This window comes from Pseudomonas sp. FSL W5-0299, from assembly GCF_005930655.1.
GTDB classification, from domain to species: Bacteria; Pseudomonadota; Gammaproteobacteria; order Pseudomonadales; family Pseudomonadaceae; genus Aquipseudomonas; species Aquipseudomonas mandelii.
This window is the reverse complement of the sequence record NZ_RXHX01000001.1, coordinates 181,178-199,237: the sequence shown is the minus strand read 5'-3', so window position 1 is coordinate 199,237 and position 18,060 is coordinate 181,178. Positions and strand designations below refer to the sequence as shown.

Here is an 18,060-nt window from a genome sequence, read left to right as displayed (position 1 = left end):
CAAGTGCGGGGCATTTTTTTGACCACGATCCCCCAAACACTGGAGATCAACTGTAGGAGTGAGCCTGCTCGCGATAGCGTTATGTCTGTCACCATTGATGTCGTCTGACACTGCGCTATCGCGAGCAGGCTCACTCCTACATTGGATTTTTGGTGCTTACTGGATTTCCTCCGGTTTCACGATCACCCAGTTCTTGTCCGCCGTCACCGGCAACCCTTCCTTGGCCTGGGCCGCTGCGTGCTTGGCCATCATGCCGTTAATCTGGGTCATGTATTTGTCCTTGCGGTTGATCCACAAGTGAATGCCGCCCTTGGCCACGTCGACGCTGTGGAACAGCATGAAACCGTCGCTGGTCGGGGTGTCGCCGCCGACGAGCACCGGTTTTTTCCATTCATCGATGTAGGTCAGGATCGCCGCTTGCTTACCCGCCATCCAGGTCGCCGGGGTCCACAGGTACGGGGTCAGTTCGAGGCCAAGGTTGGCCTTCTCGTCATACTTGCCCGCAGTGATTTGCTTACGCGCCGTGGTCAATTCGCCGGACTTCGGGTCCTTGAGCAGCAGGCTCACGCCAATGACGTTTTGCGGTTTGACGTTGTAGCCGTACTTCGGATCGGAAGCGACCATGCGCACCAGCTCTTCCGAGGCGGCGGTCATCACGTAGACCTCGATGCCGTTCTCCATCAGCTTGTTGTAGAGCTCTTTCTGACCGGTGAAGATTTTCGGCGGGTTGACGTCGAGGTTCTTGACCACATCGCCTTCGTAATAGGTCGCCGGCACTGGCTTGTCCAAGGCCATCAGCTCATCGACGTAGCCTTTGAGTTCCTGGAGGGTGAAACCGGAGAACACTTGCGCGACCCATGGATAGCACACCATGTCGTCGAGTTCGCAGAGGCGATAGTAGTAGCTGAACAGGCTTTCCTTATGGTCGGCGGTGTCCTTGAACGGGATCAGTTTCAGGGAGGGGTCGAGTTTCTCGCGGGTGATCAGGCCTTTGCTTTCCATGTACGGCAGCAACGACTCTTCGAGGTCGTAGCGGTAACTGGTGTTGTCCATGTCGAACACCGCGTAGTTACCTTTGTTCGCGTTGGCTGCAATCATCGCGTCCAGCGCCTTGGCCTGATCGGCTGGCCAGTGCTTCAAATCCGTGGCGAAGACCTGGCCGGCGAGGCCAAGACAGAGTACTGCTGCGAGAAATTTTGGTGCGAGCTTCATCGGCGGTTTCTCCCTGATCCAAAGATATCGACGCTAACAAATAAGTGTGACAACTCTCGTCCACTAGCGACCGCACACGTCCCTTTCGCGTCAAGTGCATCCCCGACAGCGACACCGGCTTATTCCAAAAACGACAGTTATCAGACTTTTTTGGTATTAATTCTTTGTAAATCAAGCTGTTAGGCTTGCCGGTTCGCAGCTGCCCCGGAAGGCGGCTGGCACAAGTCACTTTCGGAGTTCTCATGAATCTGCCGCTGATCCTCAATCTGCTGGTGTTCCTCGCGTTACTGTTTGGCCTCGCGCAAACCCGCCACACGACCTGGAGCCTGGCGAAAAAAGTCCTGCTCGCGTTGGTATTGGGCGTGGTCTTCGGTGTCGCCTTGCACACGATTTACGGTGCCGGCAACCCGGTGCTGAAAGCCTCGATCAGCTGGTTCGATCTGGTGGGCAACGGGTACGTTCAGTTGCTGCAAATGATCGTCATCCCGCTGGTGTTCGCCTCGATCCTCAGCGCCGTGGCCCGTCTGCACAACGCCTCGTCGCTGGGCAAGATCAGCTTCCTGACCATCGGCACGCTGCTGTTCACCACGGCCATTGCGGCGCTGATCGGTATCGGCTTGACCAACCTGTTCGGCCTGACCGCCGAAGGCCTGGTCGCCGGCACCCAGGAAATGGCTCGCCTGCAAACCATCCAGACCGACTATGCCGGCAAGGTTGCCGACCTGAATGTGCCGCAGCTGCTGCTGTCGTTCATTCCGCAAAACCCGTTCGCCGACCTCGCTCGCGCCAAGCCGACGTCGATCATCAGCGTGGTGATCTTCGCCGCGTTCCTCGGTGTCGCGGCGCTGCAACTGCTCAAGGATGACGTCGAGAAAGGTCAGAAAGTGATCAACGCCATCGACACCCTGCAAGCCTGGGTGATGCGTCTGGTGCGTCTGGTGATGAAGCTGACCCCCTACGGCGTATTGGCGCTGATGACCAAAGTGGTCGCCGGTTCCAACCTGCAAGACATCATCAAGCTCGGCAGTTTCGTGGTGGTTTCCTACATCGGCCTGGGCCTGATGTTTGTGGTCCATGGCCTGTTGGTGTCGGCGGCCGGGATCAACCCGCTGCGGTTCTTCCGCAAGATCTGGCCGGTGCTGACGTTCGCGTTCACTAGCCGCTCCAGCGCCGCGACGATTCCACTGAGCATCGAAGCGCAGACCAGCCGCCTGGGCATCCCGCAATCCATCGCCAGTTTCGCCGCGTCGTTCGGCGCGACCATTGGCCAGAATGGCTGTGCCGGTCTGTACCCGGCGATGTTGGCGGTGATGGTGGCGCCGACTGTCGGCATCAACCCGCTGGACCCGCTGTGGATCGCAACACTGGTGGCGATTGTGACCTTGAGTTCAGCCGGTGTGGCGGGCGTGGGCGGCGGTGCGACGTTTGCCGCGCTGATCGTGCTGCCGGCGATGGGTTTGCCGGTGTCATTGGTGGCGTTGCTGATTTCGGTTGAGCCGCTGATCGATATGGGCCGCACGGCGTTGAACGTGAGTGGTTCGATCACGGCCGGGGCGATTACCAGCCAGATCATGCAGCAGACGGATAAAGCACTGCTGGATGCCGATGAGCATGCGGAGTTGTCGCACGCTTAAGTTTTTTAGCGTCTGAGCTGGCCTCTTCGCGGGCAAGCCTCGCTCCTACCAGAATTTGTGTCGTACGCAATTTTCGCGATCGACACAAATCCTGTAGGAGCGAGGCTTGCCCGCGAAGCTTTTAGACTTTCTCCCAGACTTCAAAGTTGTACGCTGGTTTGTCGCCTTCAGCCGGATTCTGGGTGTTGGACACCAATGTCCACTGCCCCAAATCAAACTCCGGAAACCACGCATCCCCTTCCGGGCTCAACGCCACTCGGGTCAGATACAACCGATCCGCCTGCGCCATCCCCTGCGCATACAATTGCGCGCCGCCAATCAGCATCAGCTCATCGACGCCCTGCTCGTTCGCCCATTCCTGCGCGCGAGCCACGGCCGCCTCCAGCGACGGATAAACCTCCGCGCCTTCCAACACCAGATCCGCCTGACGGCTGACCACAATGTTCAATCGGCCCGGCAGCGGCCGGCCGAGGGAATCCCAGGTCTTGCGACCCATGATGATCGGTTTGCCGAGAGTGGTGGCCTTGAAGTATTTGAAGTCCCCCGGCAAGTGCCAGGGCATGCTGTTGTCGACGCCGATCACACGGTTTTCACCGAGGGCTGCGATCAGGCTGAGGGGGAGTGATTTAGTCATGCCGGCGAGGATACCAGAGCCTCCCGTACCCCGATAAGCGCCACAGCGGTTATGCTCACAGCTCATTTGAGCGACGGGATGCCGCGTGACTGAACTGACTCCACTGCAAAACCTCTGGCTGACCGAGACGGTGCGCCTGCGTGAAGAACACGCCGGCCCCCTGGAGGATCTGGAAGCCAACCGGCTGGCCCGCAGCGCCGGCGGCGACTTGCCGACGCGAATTCAGCGCCGTGCCGTGTGGCTGGCCGAGCGCGACGGTTTGTCCGACGCCCTCAAGCATTGGCTGCAAGGCGCGCGACTGGCGCTGATCGTCATGGCGGTGCTGGCCATCGTCAGCGGTGCTGGCCTGGCGTTTGCCGCACTGGGTGATGGCCAGACCCCGGTAAATGTGTTCTGGGCCCTGGGCAGTCTGCTTGGGCTCAATCTGATTCTGCTGCTGAGCTGGGCGTTGGGCCTGGTGTTTGCCGGTGAGCACGGCGCCAGCCTTGGACGCTTGTGGCTGTGGCTCAGCGAAAAACTCGCTCGTGATGCCAAAGCCGCGCAACTGGCACCCGCCCTGCTGCTGTTATTGCAGCGACGCAAACTCAATCGCTGGGCGATCGGCGTGCTGGTCAACGGCTTGTGGTTGCTGGCGTTGCTCAGTGCGCTGGTTATCGTGCTGATGCTGATGGCGACCCGGCGCTACGGCTTTGTCTGGGAAACCACCATTCTGCGCGGTGACACCTTCGTCGCCATGACCCAGGCTCTCGGCGCCCTGCCGGCCTTGCTCGGTTTCAGCGTGCCCAGCGTGGAGATGATCCGCGCCAGTGGCGATGCCGCGCTGAACATCGAAAGCGCTCGTCAGGCCTGGGCCGCTTGGCTGGTGGGCGTGTTGCTGGTCTACGGGGTGTTGCCGCGTTTGTTGCTGATGCTGTTCTGCCGCTGGCGCTGGACCTCCGGCCAAGCCGCTTTGCGCCTGGATTTGAACCTGCCCGGTTACGCCCAATTGCGCGAACGGCTGATGCCCACCAGCGAACGCCTCGGCATCAGTGATGCCGCGCCTGCGCAACTGCATCGTGTCGAAAGCGGCGTCAGTGAGCAGCAAAGCGACGGCGCGTTGCTGGTGGCCATCGAGCTGGACGATCAACGCCCGTGGCCGCCGCAACTGCCGAAAACCGTGAACAACGCCGGCATCCTCGACAGTCGCGAATCGCGCAACAAACTGCTCGAACAGTTGAGTCGTTTCCCTCCGGCACGCCTGGCGATTGCCTGCGATCCGCGACGTTCGCCCGACCGTGGCAGCCTGGCCCTGATCGCCGAACTGGCGCGCAATGCCGCTGCCACCCGTGTCTGGCTGCTGCAAGCGCCGCCCGGCGAAGCACTGGATGCCGAACGTCTCGGCGACTGGCACGTAGCGCTGCAACAGCTGGACCTGCCGTTCGCCGATTGCGCGCCCGTGAACTGGCTGGAGACCGGCCATGACTAATGCCTGGAAAGCGCCCTTGAAGCTGGCCGTGGTCGGCCACACCAACGTCGGCAAAACCTCGTTGCTGCGCACGCTCACCCGGGACGTCGGTTTCGGTGACGTGTCCCATCGCCCCAGCACCACCCGCCATGTCGAAGGCGCGCGGTTGTCGGTGGACGGCGAGCCGTTGCTCGATCTCTACGACACGCCCGGCCTCGAAGACGCCATCGCCCTGCTCGACTACCTCGAGCGCCTGGAACGTCCCGGCGAACGCCTCGACGGCCCGGCACGGTTGGCCCGATTCCTCGACGGCAGCGAAGCCCGGCAGCGCTTTGAACAGGAAGCCAAAGTACTGCGCCAATTGCTCGCCTCGGACGCCGGCCTCTATGTGATCGACGCCCGGGAGCCGGTCCTGGCCAAGTACCGCGACGAACTGGAAGTGTTGGCCAGTTGCGGCAAACCGCTGCTGCCGGTGCTGAATTTCGTCAGCAGCGCCAACCATCGCGAGCCGGATTGGCGTGAAGCCCTGGCACGCTTGGGCCTGCATGCCCTGGTGCGTTTCGACAGCGTTGCACCGCCCGAAGATGGCGAACGTCGACTCTATGAAAGCCTCGCCTTGCTGCTGGAAAACTCCCGCGAACAATTGGAGCGCCTGATCGCCGATCAACAGGCTCAACGCCTGGCTCGCCAACAGAGTGCGGCGCGATTGATTGCCGAGTTGCTGATCGATTGCGCCGCGTGCCGGCGTAGCGTGGTCAGCGACGCGGAGCAGGAACAACAGGCGATCAGCGAACTGCGCAAAGCCGTTCGCCAACGGGAACAGCGCTGCGTTGAAGGTTTGCTCAAACTCTATGCCTTCCGCCCACAGGACGCTGCGGCCAGTGAGCTGCCGCTGCTCGATGGCCGCTGGGGCGATGATTTGTTCAACCCGGAAACCCTCAAGCAATTGGGCGTGCGGGTCGGCGGTGGCATCGCGGCCGGCGCGGCGGCCGGTGCCGGGGTTGATTTACTGGTGGGCGGCCTGACCCTCGGCGCGGCGGCACTGGCCGGCGCCATTGCCGGCGGCGCCCTGCAAACCGCCCGCAGTTATGGCAGCCGTTTAATGGGCAAGATCAGAGGTCAGCGAGAATTGACGGTCGACGACAGCGTGTTGAGGCTGTTGGCCTTGCGTCAGCGCCAATTGCTGCAAGCGCTGAATGCCCGTGGTCATGCGGCAATGGACAGCATCCAGGTGGCCACGCCACAGGACAAGACCTGGCGCGAAGGCAAACTGCCCGAAGCCCTGAACAAGGCCCGGGCGCATCCGCAGTGGTCGTCGCTGAATCCGCAGGCGAAGTTGAGTCAGGCGGAGCGGCAAGAGCAGGTTGAGGTGTTGGCGCAGCAGTTGTAAACCTTGGTTATTGGGGTGTCCGGGCTGGCCCCTTCGCGAGCAGGCTCGCTCCCACATTGGAATGCGTTCCCCTGTGGGGGCGAGCCTGCTCGCGATGGCAGCGACCCGGTTTCGAGCTATTACGCAGCCAACAGCCGCAACGCCTTATCCTTCAACACCCCCAGATCCATCACCGGCACGCCCATGTCCTTGGCCTGTTCATCCCACTGGCGCATCCGCAAACTGGCCTTGCATAACGGATCCTTCTCGAAGGCTTCAGCCTCTTCCGCGGTCATCACCCCACCCTGGTATTCCAGGGTCCGGCGGCTGGCTTCGCTCAATCGCTCGTAGTACCCGGGCTCTTTAAGCGTCAGATAACGCTTGGCCTGAACGTGGTACTCCACCAGCCGCGCCAGGCGCTCGCTGAAACCGGCCCGACGCAAGTAATCGGCGCCCAGACGTTCGTGGCTGACCACACCAAAACCACCCATGTTCTCGGCGCTCCCGCCACAGATATGCCCGATGTCATGGAAGAACGCGGCCAGCACCACTTCGTCATCAAAGCTCTCGGCCATGGCCAGTTCGGCGGCCTGGGACATGTGTTCGATCTGCGACACCGGCTCGCCGATGTAATCGCTGTCGCCAAAGCGTTCGTACAGCCCAAACACCTCGGCGATCACTTGCTCATTGCTGTCCATCAATGCTCTCCCAATAAGGTGGCGACGTTACGTTCGGCCAGCGCCGGGCCGACGCTCATGCCGACACCGGTGTGCATCAGCGCCACGCTCACACCCGGCATCGGGAGCAGGAACGAGAACGGCCCCGGCCCCCGTGAACCATAGACGCCCTGCCAGCGCTCGACCACCTGCACCTTGCACCCCAGGGTTTGTTCAGCGAGTCCGATCATCCAGTCATCGACCTGCTCGGCATTGAACGGCGATGGATCGCGGCCGTAATGGTGGGAGTCGCCGATGATCAACTCACCGTAAGGCGTCGGGCTGATCAGCAGGTGAATGCCGTTTTCATGCAAGTGTGGCTCCTCGCGCAGAATCTGCGCCTGCACCGCCGCCGCTTCCGGCAGATCGGCGAAGGCGCCGTAATGCACGCAACTCAAACCGGTGAGCAATGCGTGTTGCAGGTTGAGGTTGATCTGCGGCCGGGCGCGGAGCATTTGCAGGCGGCAGATTTGCGGGTTGAGCGCGGCGATCGGCTCGGCCAGCAAGGTCTGATAATCGTGGCCGGAGCAGACGATGATCTGATCGGCGCTGAACGTGCCGGCCGTGCTGCGCAGGCGACCCGGCTCGATATCGCGCACCAGGGTAGAGAAGTGAAACGCGACGCCGAGCTCGCGGCGCAAGTAGTCGATCAACGCCGGAATCGCTTCACGGGAATACAGTTGCTGATCGTCCAGGCCGTGCAACGCCGCGCGGTGATGGCGGAACTGACCGCCGTAGAGATCGCGCAAGGCAGCACCGCGCAGCAGGTCGACGTGGTAACCGTATTCCACGGCGCGGCCGGTGCAGAAGGCTTCGAGCAGGTGTTCTTCGGCTTCGCTGCGAGCGAACAAATACGAGCCGTTGCGCTTGAGTTGCAACCCGGCCAGTTGTGCCCATTGGCCCCAGATCTCGCGGCTGGCCCTCGCCAGTTCGAGCATCGGGCCCGGGGGTTGGCCGGTGACGAGGGCCTGGCCGAAGTTGCGGACCGAGGCGCCCAAGGGGGTTTCGCTGCGTTCGAAAACCGTGACCTTCAGACCGCGTCTGGCGGCGGCGTAGGCGTGGGACAGGCCGAGAATGCCGGCGCCGACGATCAGCATGTCGTTGTGGTGTGTCATCAAGTGATGTCCTGAATTTTAAGCCGCCTTCGCGGGCAAGCCTCGCTCCTGCAGGGTTGCGCGTTATCACAAACGACACCAACCCTGTAGGAGCGAGGCTTGCCCGCGAAGAGGCTCTTCAGCCGATAGAGATCTTACTTGGCAGCCACTTTCTCGGACTTGCCGTCATACCGCTTGCGCCACTCGGTCAGGATTTCGTCGCGATTCTTCGACGCCCAGGCAAAGTCGTTCTTGATCAAACGCTGCTCATAGTCCGCTGGCAATTCGGTCTGCGGCTTGGCAATCCCCGGTTGCGCGAGCACCGCGAAGTTCTCTTTATAAAGCTCCATCGCCGCCGGGCTGGCCGAGAAGTCAGCCAGTTTCTTCGCCGCCTCTTCGTGTGGTGTGCCCTTGATCACAGCGGTCGCTTCGATCTCCCAGCCCAGGCCTTCCTTCGGCAGGATGATGTCCAGCGGTGCGCCCTGACGCTTCAGCTGAACCGCCGGGTATTCAAAGGAAATGCCGATCGGGAATTCACCCGAAGCCGCCAGCTTACAAGGCTTGGAACCGGAGTGAACGTACTGGCCGATGTTCTGGTGCAGGTCGTCCATGTACTGCCAGCCCTGCTTCTCGCCGAAGGTTTGCAGCCAGGCGCTGACGTCGAGGAAACCGGTGCCGGACGAGGCCGGGTTGGGCATCACGATCTTGCCTTTGTACTCAGGCTTGGTCAGGTCCTGCCAGCTGACCGGCTTGGTCAAACCCTGCTTTTCGGCTTCGACGGTGTTGAAGCAAATGGTCGCCGCCCAGACGTCCATGCCGACCCACGCGGGTGGATTGGCGGCATCGCGGTAGTTGCCGCCGATCTTGCCCAGGTCCTTCGGCGCGTAGCTTTGCAGCATGCCTTGCTGATCGAGGATCGCCAGGCTCGACGCCGCCAGGCCCCAGACCGCATCAGCCTGTGGGCGGGCTTTTTCGGCCAGCAGTTTGGCAGTGATAATCCCGGTGGAATCGCGTACCCACTTGATCTCGACGTCCGGGTTAGCCTTTTCGAAGGCTTCTTTGTAAGTCTTCAGTTGCTCGGCTTCGAGGGCGGTGTACACCGTCAACTCGGTTGGCGCCGCGAAGGCGTTCAGGCTGAAAGCGGTGAGGACAGCAGCGGCCAGGGCCATAGGCTTGAACATGATCTTTTCCTGTTTGAGTTGAGGGTTTGGTCTTTTATGGGGACGGTCTTTTATGGGGACAGATTTATTTACCAGGAGCGGTCTGCCGCCAGGCCTGGGAACGGCGCAGCAAGCCGCGCGAGGCCCAGGCCAGCAGCAGGGACACGCCTGCCGAAGTGAACAGAATCAGGGTCGACATCGCCGCCGCGCCGCCGACGTTGCCGGCGTCGTCCATGTTCAGCACCGCCACCGCCGCGAGGATGGTGTCGGGGCTGTAGAGGAAGATTGCGGCTGAAACGGTGGTCATGGCCGAGACGAACAGGTAGCGCACGATGTCCAGCAGCGCCGGCAGGCAGATCGGCACGGTGACCCGCAGGTAGTGCCGATACAGCGGCGCCTTGAGTGACAACGCGGCGGCCTCGAACTCGGCGTCGAGTTGGCGTAGCGCCGTGGTCGCGGTCATTTGTGCGGTGGTCAAATAGTGAGCAATGGTGCAGACCACCAGCAGCGTCATGGTCCCGTAGAGCACATGCAGCGGGTTGCCGCTGAGGTTGAAGAAGAAAACGTAACCCAGGCCCAGCACCAGACCCGGCACCGCCATCGGCACGAAACTGAGCATGCGCAAGGTCAGGTTCAGTCCGCGCTGGCCTTTGGTTTTCTCCATCAGGTAGGCGCCGGTGAAGATCAGCACGCTGCCGATCAACGCCGTGCACAAAGCCATTTTTACGCTGTTGCCGTAGGCCAGCCAGCCGCCGCCCGCGGTGTCGCTGAACTGGTAATGGTTGAGCGACAGCGACAGGTTGTACGGCCAGAATTTCACCAGCGAGGAGAACACCGCCATGCCGAACACCAGCAGCAACACCGCGCAGATCAGCAGCACGATGGCCAGATAACAACCGTCCCGCCGCTTCGACGGCGCGGGTTTGAAGACTTGGGCGCGGCCGCTCATGGCGTCGCCGTGACGTCGACGCAACCAGGCATCGACTGCAAAACTGAAGAGTGCCGGCAGCAGCAGGACCATGCCGATCAACGCGCCGCGACCGAATTGCTGCTGACCGACCACGGCCTTGTAGGCTTCCAGTGCCAGCACTTGATAGTCGCCACCGACCACCACGGGCACGCCGAAGTCAGTGATGGTCAAGGTGAACACCAGGCAGAACGCCGCGAACACGGCCTGACGGGTCGCTGGCCAGGTGATGCTGCGAAAGGCTTTCGCCGGACTGGCGCCCATGCTGGAGGCGGCATCGAAGAGTCGCGCATCCGCCAGGGAAAGCGCCGACAGAAGAATCATCAATGCGTGTGGGAAGGTGTAAATGACCTCGCCCAGAACAATGCCCCAGAAACCGTAGATATTGTCCGAGAGCAAGCCGCGCAACATGCCCTGATTGCCGAACAGATAAACCAGCGCAATCCCCGGCAGCATCGACGGCGCCATCAGCGGCAACAACGAAATTGCGCGCCAGATGCCTTTGCCGGGAATCAACGTGCGTTGCAATGCGTAGGCAAACAGGTAGGCCAGCGGTACGACAATCGCCGCCACACTGAGGGAAACTTTCAGGCTATTGCCGAGCAACCAGTGGAAGTTCGCACTGGTCACCAATTCACGCGCAGCCACCAGGCCTCCGCCCTGCCCGGCCTCCGAACTGAAACCGCGCCAGAAGATCGCCAGCAACGGCATCAACACCGCGAGGCCGAGTAACACCAATAAAAGGACTTTGCCGCCGACCACGAACACCCGGTCGCCGATCTCGGCACGGGAGGTCTGCCGAACCTGCTTGTGCGGTATCGGCAGCGCGATGTTCGCGCTCATCAGGCAAACACCTGCAGGCTGCGAGGGGGCAAGGCGACCATGATCTGCTGCGCACCAAGGCGCGGCATGGCTTCCGGTGCCAGTTCGGCCAGCAATGCGTGGCCGGGCAGTTGATCGAGTTCGAAGCTCATGCGGCAGCGGTTACCGAGAAAGGTGATCTCGCGAACCTTGGCCGGGAACAGGTTTTCTTCATGCACCGGCGGGTTGACGTTGATCGCTTCCGGTCGGCAAAAAAGACGGCCCGACGTGGTTTTAGCGCTGCCATCCGCCAGGCGCATGCTCATCCCGCCGACCTGGGCGTGGCTGTCACTGCTGCGGCTGAATGGCAGCCAGTTGCCCTGGCCGACAAACTCCGCCACAAACGGCGTGGCCGGGCGGTCGTAGATGTCCTGCGGCGTGGCGTACTGCTCGACCTTGCCGTTGTTCATCACGGCGATGCGGTCGGCCATCAGCATGGCCTCGTCCTGATTGTGCGTGACCATCAGGGTGGTGACGCCGAGGTTGCGCTGCAGTTGGCGCAGTTCGGTGCACAAATGCTCGCGAACCCGGGCGTCGAGGGCCGACATCGGTTCGTCCAGCAGCAACAACGATGGCGCCGGCGCCAATGCCCGAGCCAGCGCGACACGTTGCTGTTGGCCGCCGGACAACTGGCCGGGGTACTTTTTCTCGCTGCCGGTCAGGCCGACCAGTTCCAGCATCTGGCCGACACGTTTGCGCACTTCATCGCGACCACTGCCGGCGAGGCCGTAGGCAATGTTCGCTTCGACGGTGAGGTTGGGAAACAGCGCGTAGGACTGAAAGAGAATGCCGTAGTCCCGGGCCTGGGGTGCCAGGTGGGAAACGTCGCGATCGCCGAGGTACAACTCGCCGCTGTCCTGTTTCTCCAGGCCGGCGATGCAACGCAGCAACGTGGTTTTGCCACAGCCGGACGGGCCCAGCAGGCACACCAGTTCACCGGCCGCCACGTCGAGGGAAACATTGTCCAGCGCGGTGAAGGCGCCAAAGCGTTTCTGCACACCGCGCACTTTCATCGGGGCGCCGGGGTTGGTCAGGGCAGTTGCGATCGAGTGGTTCATGGACAGGCCTCATCAAGCAGATGAAGCCCATCCTAGGTTTGTAATGCGTCCGTCATGTGGCAGTGAGGCAAAATCGGCTGATAGTGGTATTCAAGAATTTGGGTTGGATACGTTGGCACACTGACGGACGCCTTCGCGGGCAAGCCTCGCTCCTACAGGGGAATGCGATCACCTGTAGGAGCGAGGCTTGCCCGCGAAGGGGCCCTCACATTCAACACAAATCTCACGCGGGGGCCATTTCCTGCGCCAAACCCAGGAACGCCGCCGGCAACCGCGCGCCTTTGCGCTCCTTGAGGCAGTACAGATACTCCGGAATCTGCGGCGCATTCTCAATCGTCAGCACGCGCAATTGCGGGTCATGCGGCACTTCCTGTCGGGCAATGATGCTGATGCCGATGTTGCGCAGCACCGCCTCGCGAATCGATTCACGGCTGCCAATTTCCAGCAACGGCCCGAAACTCACCCCCGCGCTGGCCAGTAATTCTTCGGTCAGGCGTCGAGTGGTCGAGCCTGATTCACGCATCAACAAGGTATGTCCGGCCAACGCGCTGAGCGGCACATGATCGTGCGCCGCCAGCGGATGGTTGCGATGCACCGCCAAAACCAGCGGATCGCTGCCGAGCACCCGCCGAATCAGCCGCGCGTCATCGAGCAATTGTGACGACGCCGCGACATCCACCCGGTAATCCTCCAGCGCTTCCAGCACCTGCTGGGAGTTGCCGATTTCCACCGACACTTCCACTTGCGGCAAGCGCTCGCGGAAAGTCTTCACCAGGTCGAGGATGTAATACGGCGCAGTAGCAGCAATGCGCAATGTGCCCTGGACCTGGCCACTGTTGCGCAGGAAAAACTCGATGTCGGCTTCCTGCTGCAACAGCGCCTTGACCATCGGCAACAGCCGCGCGCCTTCATCGCTGACGCTGAGGCGGCGGCCGCCACGGTAGAACAGCTCAACCGAATACTGGCTTTCCAGATGGCGGATCTGCGTGGTCACCGTGGGTTGGCTCAGGCCGAGCTTTTTCGCCGCCAGGGTAATGCTGCCCAGGCGGGCAACCATGTAAAACGCCTTCAGCTCGGCACTCAGCACACCCGTCCCTCATCGCTTACTTGCGCAGCAGGCGCAAACCGTTGAACACCACCAACAGGCTGACGCCCATGTCGGCGAACACCGCCATCCACATGGTGGCGATCCCGGCGAAGGTTACCCCAAGAAAGATCACCTTGATGACCAAAGCGAGGGCGATGTTCTGTTTGAGAATGGTCGAGGTTCGACGCGACAGGCGGATGAACGCAGGGATCTTGCGCAGATCGTCGTCCATCAGGGCGACATCGGCGGTCTCGATGGCGGTATCGGTGCCGGCGGCGGCCATTGCGAAACCAATCTGGGCGCGGGCCAGCGCCGGCGCATCGTTTATGCCGTCGCCGACCATGCCAACACGATGGCCCTGTGCATAAAGTGCCTCGATGGCTTGCAGCTTGTCGTTGGGCAGCAGATCGCCCTTGGCCTCGTCGATGCCGACTTGCACGGCAATCGCCTGGGCGGTGTGGACATTGTCGCCGGTCAGCATCAGGGTTTTGATGCCCAGATCGTGCAGTTGCTGGATCGCTTCGCGGCTGGACTCTTTCACCGTGTCGGCCACGGCAAACAGCGCCAACGGACCGGACTTGTCAAGCAACAGCACCACCGATTTGCCCTGTTTTTCCAGGGCAAACAGCTTCTCTTCCAGCGCAGGTGAACACAGGCCCAAATCTTCCACCAGGCGATGGTTACCCAAGTGGTAGACCTGACCGTTGATTTCCCCGCGTACACCGCGACCGCCCAGGGCTTCGAAGTTATCCACAACGAGCGGCGCGAATTGTTTATCCACCGCCGCATTGGCGATGGCCAACGACACCGGGTGGTCCGAACGACCGGCCAGCGCTGCGGCAATCGCCGGGGCAGTGGCGTCTGCGGTGGGATCAAGCGACACATAATCGGTCTGCACCGGTTTGCCGTGGGTCAGGGTGCCGGTCTTGTCCAGGGCCAGGTAATCGAGTTTGTGGCCACCTTCCAGATAAACACCGCCCTTCACCAGGATGCCTTTGCGTGCCGCCGCGGCGAGGCCGCTGACGATGGTCACCGGAGTGGAAATCACCAACGCGCATGGGCAAGCGACCACCAGCAAGACCAACGCGCGGTAGATCCAGTCAAACCAGACGGCGCCCATGAACAGCGGCGGAATCACCGCCACGGCCAAGGCCAGCAGGAACACCGCCGGGGTATAGATTTTCGAGAACTGATCGACGAAGCGCTGGGTCGGCGCCCGTGCGCCTTGGGCCTGTTCAACGGCGTGGATGATCCGCGCCAGTGTGGAATTGTTCGCCGCTGCAGTGACGGAATACTCCAGCGAGCCTGCCTGGTTGATGGTGCCGGCGAAGACCTTATCGCCCACCGTCTTCTCGATCGGCAGACTTTCGCCGGTGATCGGCGCCTGATCGATGGTCGAACTGCCCGAGACGACTTCGCCGTCCAGGCCAATCCGCTCGCCGGGACGCACCCGCACTCGCGCACCGAGTTCGATGGTTTTGACCTCTTGTGTGACCCAGCTGCCGTCGGCTTGCTGCACCGTCGCCTGTTCCGGGGTCATCTGCATCAAGCCGCCAATGGCATTACGCGCCCGGTCCAGCGACTTGGCTTCGATCAACTCGGCCACGGTGAACAGGAACATCACCATCGCCGCTTCCGGCCATTGCCCGATCAGGATCGCGCCGGTGACTGCGATGCTCATCAACGCGTTGATGTTCAGGTTGAGGTTCTTGAGCGCGATCCAGCCCTTCTTGTAAGTGGTGAGGCCGCCACTGAGGATCGAAATCAGCGCGATGATCGCCACCACCCAGTACGGCGCGGCGCTAGTGAAGTGGATCACTTCTGCCGCCAGCGCACCCACGCCGGACAGTGCCAGAGGCCACCAGTGCTTTTTCTCGGGGGTCGGCGCTGGCGCATCAGTGCCCTGTTCCATCGGTTCAGCCACCATGCCCAGCGACTTGATCGCCTCGATGATCGGCGCAGTGCTCGGCAGGTCATGGGTCACGCCCAGGACCCGATTGATCAGGTTGAATTCCAGTTGCTGGACCCCCGCAAGCTTGCCCAGTTTGTTCTGGATCAGCGTCTGCTCGGTCGGGCAGTCCATGGCGTCGATGCGGAAGCTGCTCAGCCGCGCGCCGTCGGTCGGCGTGTCGCTCAACTTGATCAGCGAAGGCGCTGCCGCCTTGGAGGAACAGCAGGAGTCGCCGTGTCCGCCATGGTCATGCTTCTGCACAGGCTGCAGCTTGTGGCTGTGATCGTGATCGTGATCGTGATCGTGATCAGCCTCGGGTTTGTGGGTGTGAAGGGAATCGCTCATTGGTTGCGTCCATGAAGGTGCCTGTTGCCAAGTAAAGACCCTGTAGCCACTATAGGGTCAAGCACCCTTTTGGAGATTGCTGTCATGAAGATTGGAGAACTGGCGAAGCTCACCGACTGCGCCGTCGAAACCATCCGCTACTACGAGCGCGAAAACCTGCTGCCGGAGCCCGCCCGCAGCGACGGCAACTACCGGGTCTACACTCAGGCCCACGCCGAACGCCTGACCTTCATCCGCAACTGCCGCACGCTCGACATGACCCTGGAAGAGATCCGCAGCCTGCTGGCCCTGCGCGACAGTCCGCAGGATCAGTGCGAAAGCGTGAACGCGTTGATCGACGAGCACATTCATCACGTGAAAGCGCGGATCGACGGATTGATGGCGTTACAGACGCAACTGCTCGACCTGCGCCAACGCTGTGGCGAGGGCCCGGACATTGATCAGTGCGGGATTTTGCAGCGGCTGGAAGTGAGTGGCGGGGTGGTGGCGACGGAAGTTGAGCATTCCCATGTCGGCAGGAGTCATGGGCATTAGCCCCATCGCCACATCAGCGACTAGATCAACTTGAATTCCAATATGCCTCGATGCCCCATGCCGTAACCGATGCCCGGGACCATGCCCGAGCCCAGAAAAAGACTGCAGCGCAGGTGAACGGTCTCACCCCGGTGCTTTTGATAGACAGAGGGCTCAATCCGAAACTTGAGGGGTGAATCGGGATTGACCGTCAACTTGCGCTGATAGTCTCTCCAGGCTCCGCCCTGCCCGCCATTCGCGCTACTTATCCAGAGCATTTCAATGGCGTTGTTTGTTCGCAGGTTTTCAATCCGCGGAATGGTCAGAACGACGCCATCGGGATGTGGGTCAATCTCCAGAACGCCTTCAGATACACCCTCAATAGAGACCGGACCGGTTTGCATCAGTGCCGGGGCGAAGGTCATCAGCAACGATGCAGAAGGTATAGCGCCCCCGCCTCTTTCGATGACAAAAATGACCTCGACCCGGTCTCCTTCAAACTGCCTTGCCGTGTCGTCGGGCACAACAAAATGCAACGGCATAAAACTCTGTACGGACTGCGGCTGCGACTGATAATTGCCCCCCGAACCGCCAAACGCCGCCCATTGCACTCGAACCTGATCGCCGATCTGAAATTCTCTATCGTTTACCGCCACGACCACTCGAAGTGAATCGACGAAGATCGGTGCGCCGGTGAAAACCTCCATGGGCACCACGCATCCCCATGGATCGAGGCCCGGAATGAAATGAAAGAGCCCCGACTGGCTTTCACAGCCAACGAACGGTGCTCCTGTCAATCCGCTCCTTAGAGGGTTTGTACCGAAATGTCGCTCCGAAAAGCCGTCCGTTCCACCGGCCGCAGTGTTATTCATGACAAGGCTCCTGAAATAAAAAGAGGGTGTTGCTGACCACGGCCTGATGGCCTCGTGATCAGTCAAACACCCTCTCATTTATTCGCCTACTGGCAGAAATGACAGTCAGGTAGAACCTTTTCTAATAAAACAGCCCTGCCCGTCAAACAATCAGACGGCCATCGGTGCCGTCATCGGCGCGTGATGCTGATACCCCTCAAGCGAGAAATCGCTCGGCTCGATCAACTCCAGCCACTCCGGCTGATACAAGCCGGTCTTGGCAAACTCCGGCACACGGTCACTGATCACCAGTTTCGGCATAGGGAACGGCTCGCGCTTGAGCTGTTCGTTGAGCATGTCCAAATGGTTTTCGTAAACGTGGGCATCACCGATGAAATAGGTGAACCAGCGCGGTGTGTAGCCGGTCAGTCGGCCGATCAGGCTCAGCAACGCGGCGCCTTCGGTGAGGTTGAACGGCGTGCCCAGGCCCAGGTCGTTGGAGCGGATGTAGAGCGTCAGGGAGATTTCCCTGGTCTCGACATTCGGGTGGAACTGGTACAGCAGGTGGCACGGCGGCAAAGCCATTTCATCGAGTTGGGCGACGTTCCAGCCGTGGAACAGAATGCGGCGGCTGCCCGGGTCCTTGATGATGGTGTCGACGCACTGGCGGATCTGGTCGATCGCCTTGTACAGAACGACATAGGCCTGACCGTCTTCCTCGCCTTCGGCGATCTGACGATAACCCTGGCTCAGGGTCTGTTCGATAGCGGCCTGATTGCTGACCGGAATCTGCTTGTACGCCGGCCATTTGCGCCATTGCACGCCGTAGATTTCGCCAAGGTCGTCTTCACCCTGACGGAACGGATTGGCCAGCCACTGCGCGTTTTCGTTGGCGTTCTGATCCCAGACCTTGCAGCCCAGCGCGCGGAATTCGGCGGCGTTGTTCACGCCACGCAGGAAACCACACATCTCGCCGATGGCCGATTTGAAGGCCATCTTGCGCGTGGTGATCGCCGGGAAACCTTCTTTCAGGTCATAACGCAGCATCGCGCCCGGAAAGCTGATGGTGTTCACGCCGGTGCGGTTGGCTTGCTTGGTGCCGTTCTTGATGACGTGGGCGACCAGTTCGAGATATTGCTTCATGAATTACCTGTGTCCTTGAAC

15 protein-coding genes are annotated in these 18,060 nt (G+C 61.1%); 4 read left to right on the top strand and 11 right to left on the bottom strand.

Annotated features, from left to right (window positions below):
- Window positions 1-156 precede the first annotated feature (156 nt).
- Complete coding sequence (locus tag FHL16_RS00950; protein WP_010466771.1) at window positions 157-1,212, bottom strand: phosphorylcholine phosphatase; 1,056 nt, start codon at window positions 1,210-1,212, stop codon at window positions 157-159.
- Window positions 1,213-1,454: 242 nt separating this feature from the next.
- On the opposite strand from FHL16_RS00950, the gene FHL16_RS00945 reads away from it, so the two are divergent.
- Complete coding sequence (locus FHL16_RS00945) at window positions 1,455-2,846, top strand: L-cystine transporter (protein WP_077747207.1); 1,392 nt, start codon at window positions 1,455-1,457, stop codon at window positions 2,844-2,846.
- 121 nt (window positions 2,847-2,967) lie between these two features.
- On the opposite strand, the gene FHL16_RS00940 is transcribed toward FHL16_RS00945, so the two are convergent.
- Window positions 2,968-3,480 (bottom strand): dihydrofolate reductase, encoded by a 513-nt coding sequence (locus FHL16_RS00940; protein WP_077747206.1) that lies wholly within the window; start codon window positions 3,478-3,480, stop codon window positions 2,968-2,970.
- 85 nt (window positions 3,481-3,565) lie between these two features.
- Between FHL16_RS00940 and FHL16_RS00935 the strand changes: the two genes are divergently transcribed.
- On the top strand, window positions 3,566-4,945 hold the full coding sequence (locus tag FHL16_RS00935; RefSeq protein ID WP_077747205.1) for a DUF2868 domain-containing protein: 1,380 nt from the start codon (window positions 3,566-3,568) through the stop codon (window positions 4,943-4,945).
- A complete protein-coding gene (locus FHL16_RS00930) occupies window positions 4,938-6,314 on the top strand; it encodes a GTPase/DUF3482 domain-containing protein (RefSeq protein WP_010466762.1) in 1,377 nt (458 codons plus the stop codon). Before FHL16_RS00935 ends, FHL16_RS00930 begins: the two co-directional genes overlap by 8 nt.
- Before the next feature lie 119 nt (window positions 6,315-6,433).
- Here the strand turns inward: FHL16_RS00930 and FHL16_RS00925 are convergent, their stop codons facing one another.
- From FHL16_RS00925 to FHL16_RS00895, 7 genes are all read right to left on the bottom strand, one after another.
- The gene (locus tag FHL16_RS00925; protein WP_077747204.1) at window positions 6,434-6,991 is read right to left on the bottom strand and encodes a phosphonate degradation HD-domain oxygenase; all 558 of its coding nucleotides are present in this window, start codon (window positions 6,989-6,991) and stop codon (window positions 6,434-6,436) included.
- Window positions 6,991-8,124 carry a TIGR03364 family FAD-dependent oxidoreductase gene (locus FHL16_RS00920; protein ID WP_077747203.1) on the bottom strand — a complete coding sequence of 378 codons (1,134 nt, stop codon included), beginning with the start codon at window positions 8,122-8,124 and terminating at the stop codon, window positions 6,991-6,993. The genes FHL16_RS00925 and FHL16_RS00920 overlap by 1 nt, the downstream gene beginning before the upstream one ends.
- A 134-nt stretch (window positions 8,125-8,258) precedes the next feature.
- Window positions 8,259-9,284, bottom strand: coding sequence for a putative 2-aminoethylphosphonate ABC transporter substrate-binding protein (locus tag FHL16_RS00915; protein WP_077747202.1), 1,026 nt, complete (start codon window positions 9,282-9,284; stop codon window positions 8,259-8,261).
- 64 nt (window positions 9,285-9,348) lie between these two features.
- Window positions 9,349-11,073 carry a putative 2-aminoethylphosphonate ABC transporter permease subunit gene (locus FHL16_RS00910; protein WP_077747201.1) on the bottom strand — a complete coding sequence of 575 codons (1,725 nt, stop codon included), beginning with the start codon at window positions 11,071-11,073 and terminating at the stop codon, window positions 9,349-9,351.
- On the bottom strand, window positions 11,073-12,149 hold the full coding sequence (locus FHL16_RS00905) for a putative 2-aminoethylphosphonate ABC transporter ATP-binding protein (protein ID WP_010466754.1): 1,077 nt from the start codon (window positions 12,147-12,149) through the stop codon (window positions 11,073-11,075). The genes FHL16_RS00910 and FHL16_RS00905 overlap by 1 nt, the downstream gene beginning before the upstream one ends.
- 223 nt (window positions 12,150-12,372) lie before the next feature.
- Entirely contained in the window at window positions 12,373-13,236 is an 864-nt protein-coding gene (locus tag FHL16_RS00900) for a LysR family transcriptional regulator (RefSeq protein ID WP_010466752.1), read from the bottom strand.
- Window positions 13,237-13,252: 16 nt separating this feature from the next.
- Window positions 13,253-15,532 carry a heavy metal translocating P-type ATPase gene (locus FHL16_RS00895; protein ID WP_077747200.1) on the bottom strand — a complete coding sequence of 760 codons (2,280 nt, stop codon included), beginning with the start codon at window positions 15,530-15,532 and terminating at the stop codon, window positions 13,253-13,255.
- Window positions 15,533-15,616: 84 nt separating this feature from the next.
- On the opposite strand from FHL16_RS00895, the gene cadR reads away from it, so the two are divergent.
- Complete coding sequence (cadR, locus tag FHL16_RS00890; RefSeq protein WP_010466748.1) at window positions 15,617-16,066, top strand: Cd(II)/Pb(II)-responsive transcriptional regulator; 450 nt, start codon at window positions 15,617-15,619, stop codon at window positions 16,064-16,066.
- Window positions 16,067-16,086: 20 nt separating this feature from the next.
- Here cadR and FHL16_RS00885 read toward each other — a convergent pair whose 3' ends face one another.
- Both FHL16_RS00885 and FHL16_RS00880 read right to left on the bottom strand, forming a co-directional pair.
- Window positions 16,087-16,917: a hypothetical protein gene (locus tag FHL16_RS00885; protein WP_077747199.1), complete on the bottom strand. Its 831-nt coding sequence runs from the start codon at window positions 16,915-16,917 to the stop codon at window positions 16,087-16,089.
- Between the two features lie 150 nt (window positions 16,918-17,067).
- The gene (locus FHL16_RS00880) at window positions 17,068-18,039 is read right to left on the bottom strand and encodes a thymidylate synthase (protein WP_077747198.1); all 972 of its coding nucleotides are present in this window, start codon (window positions 18,037-18,039) and stop codon (window positions 17,068-17,070) included.
- Between the last annotated feature and the right edge of the window lie 21 nt (window positions 18,040-18,060).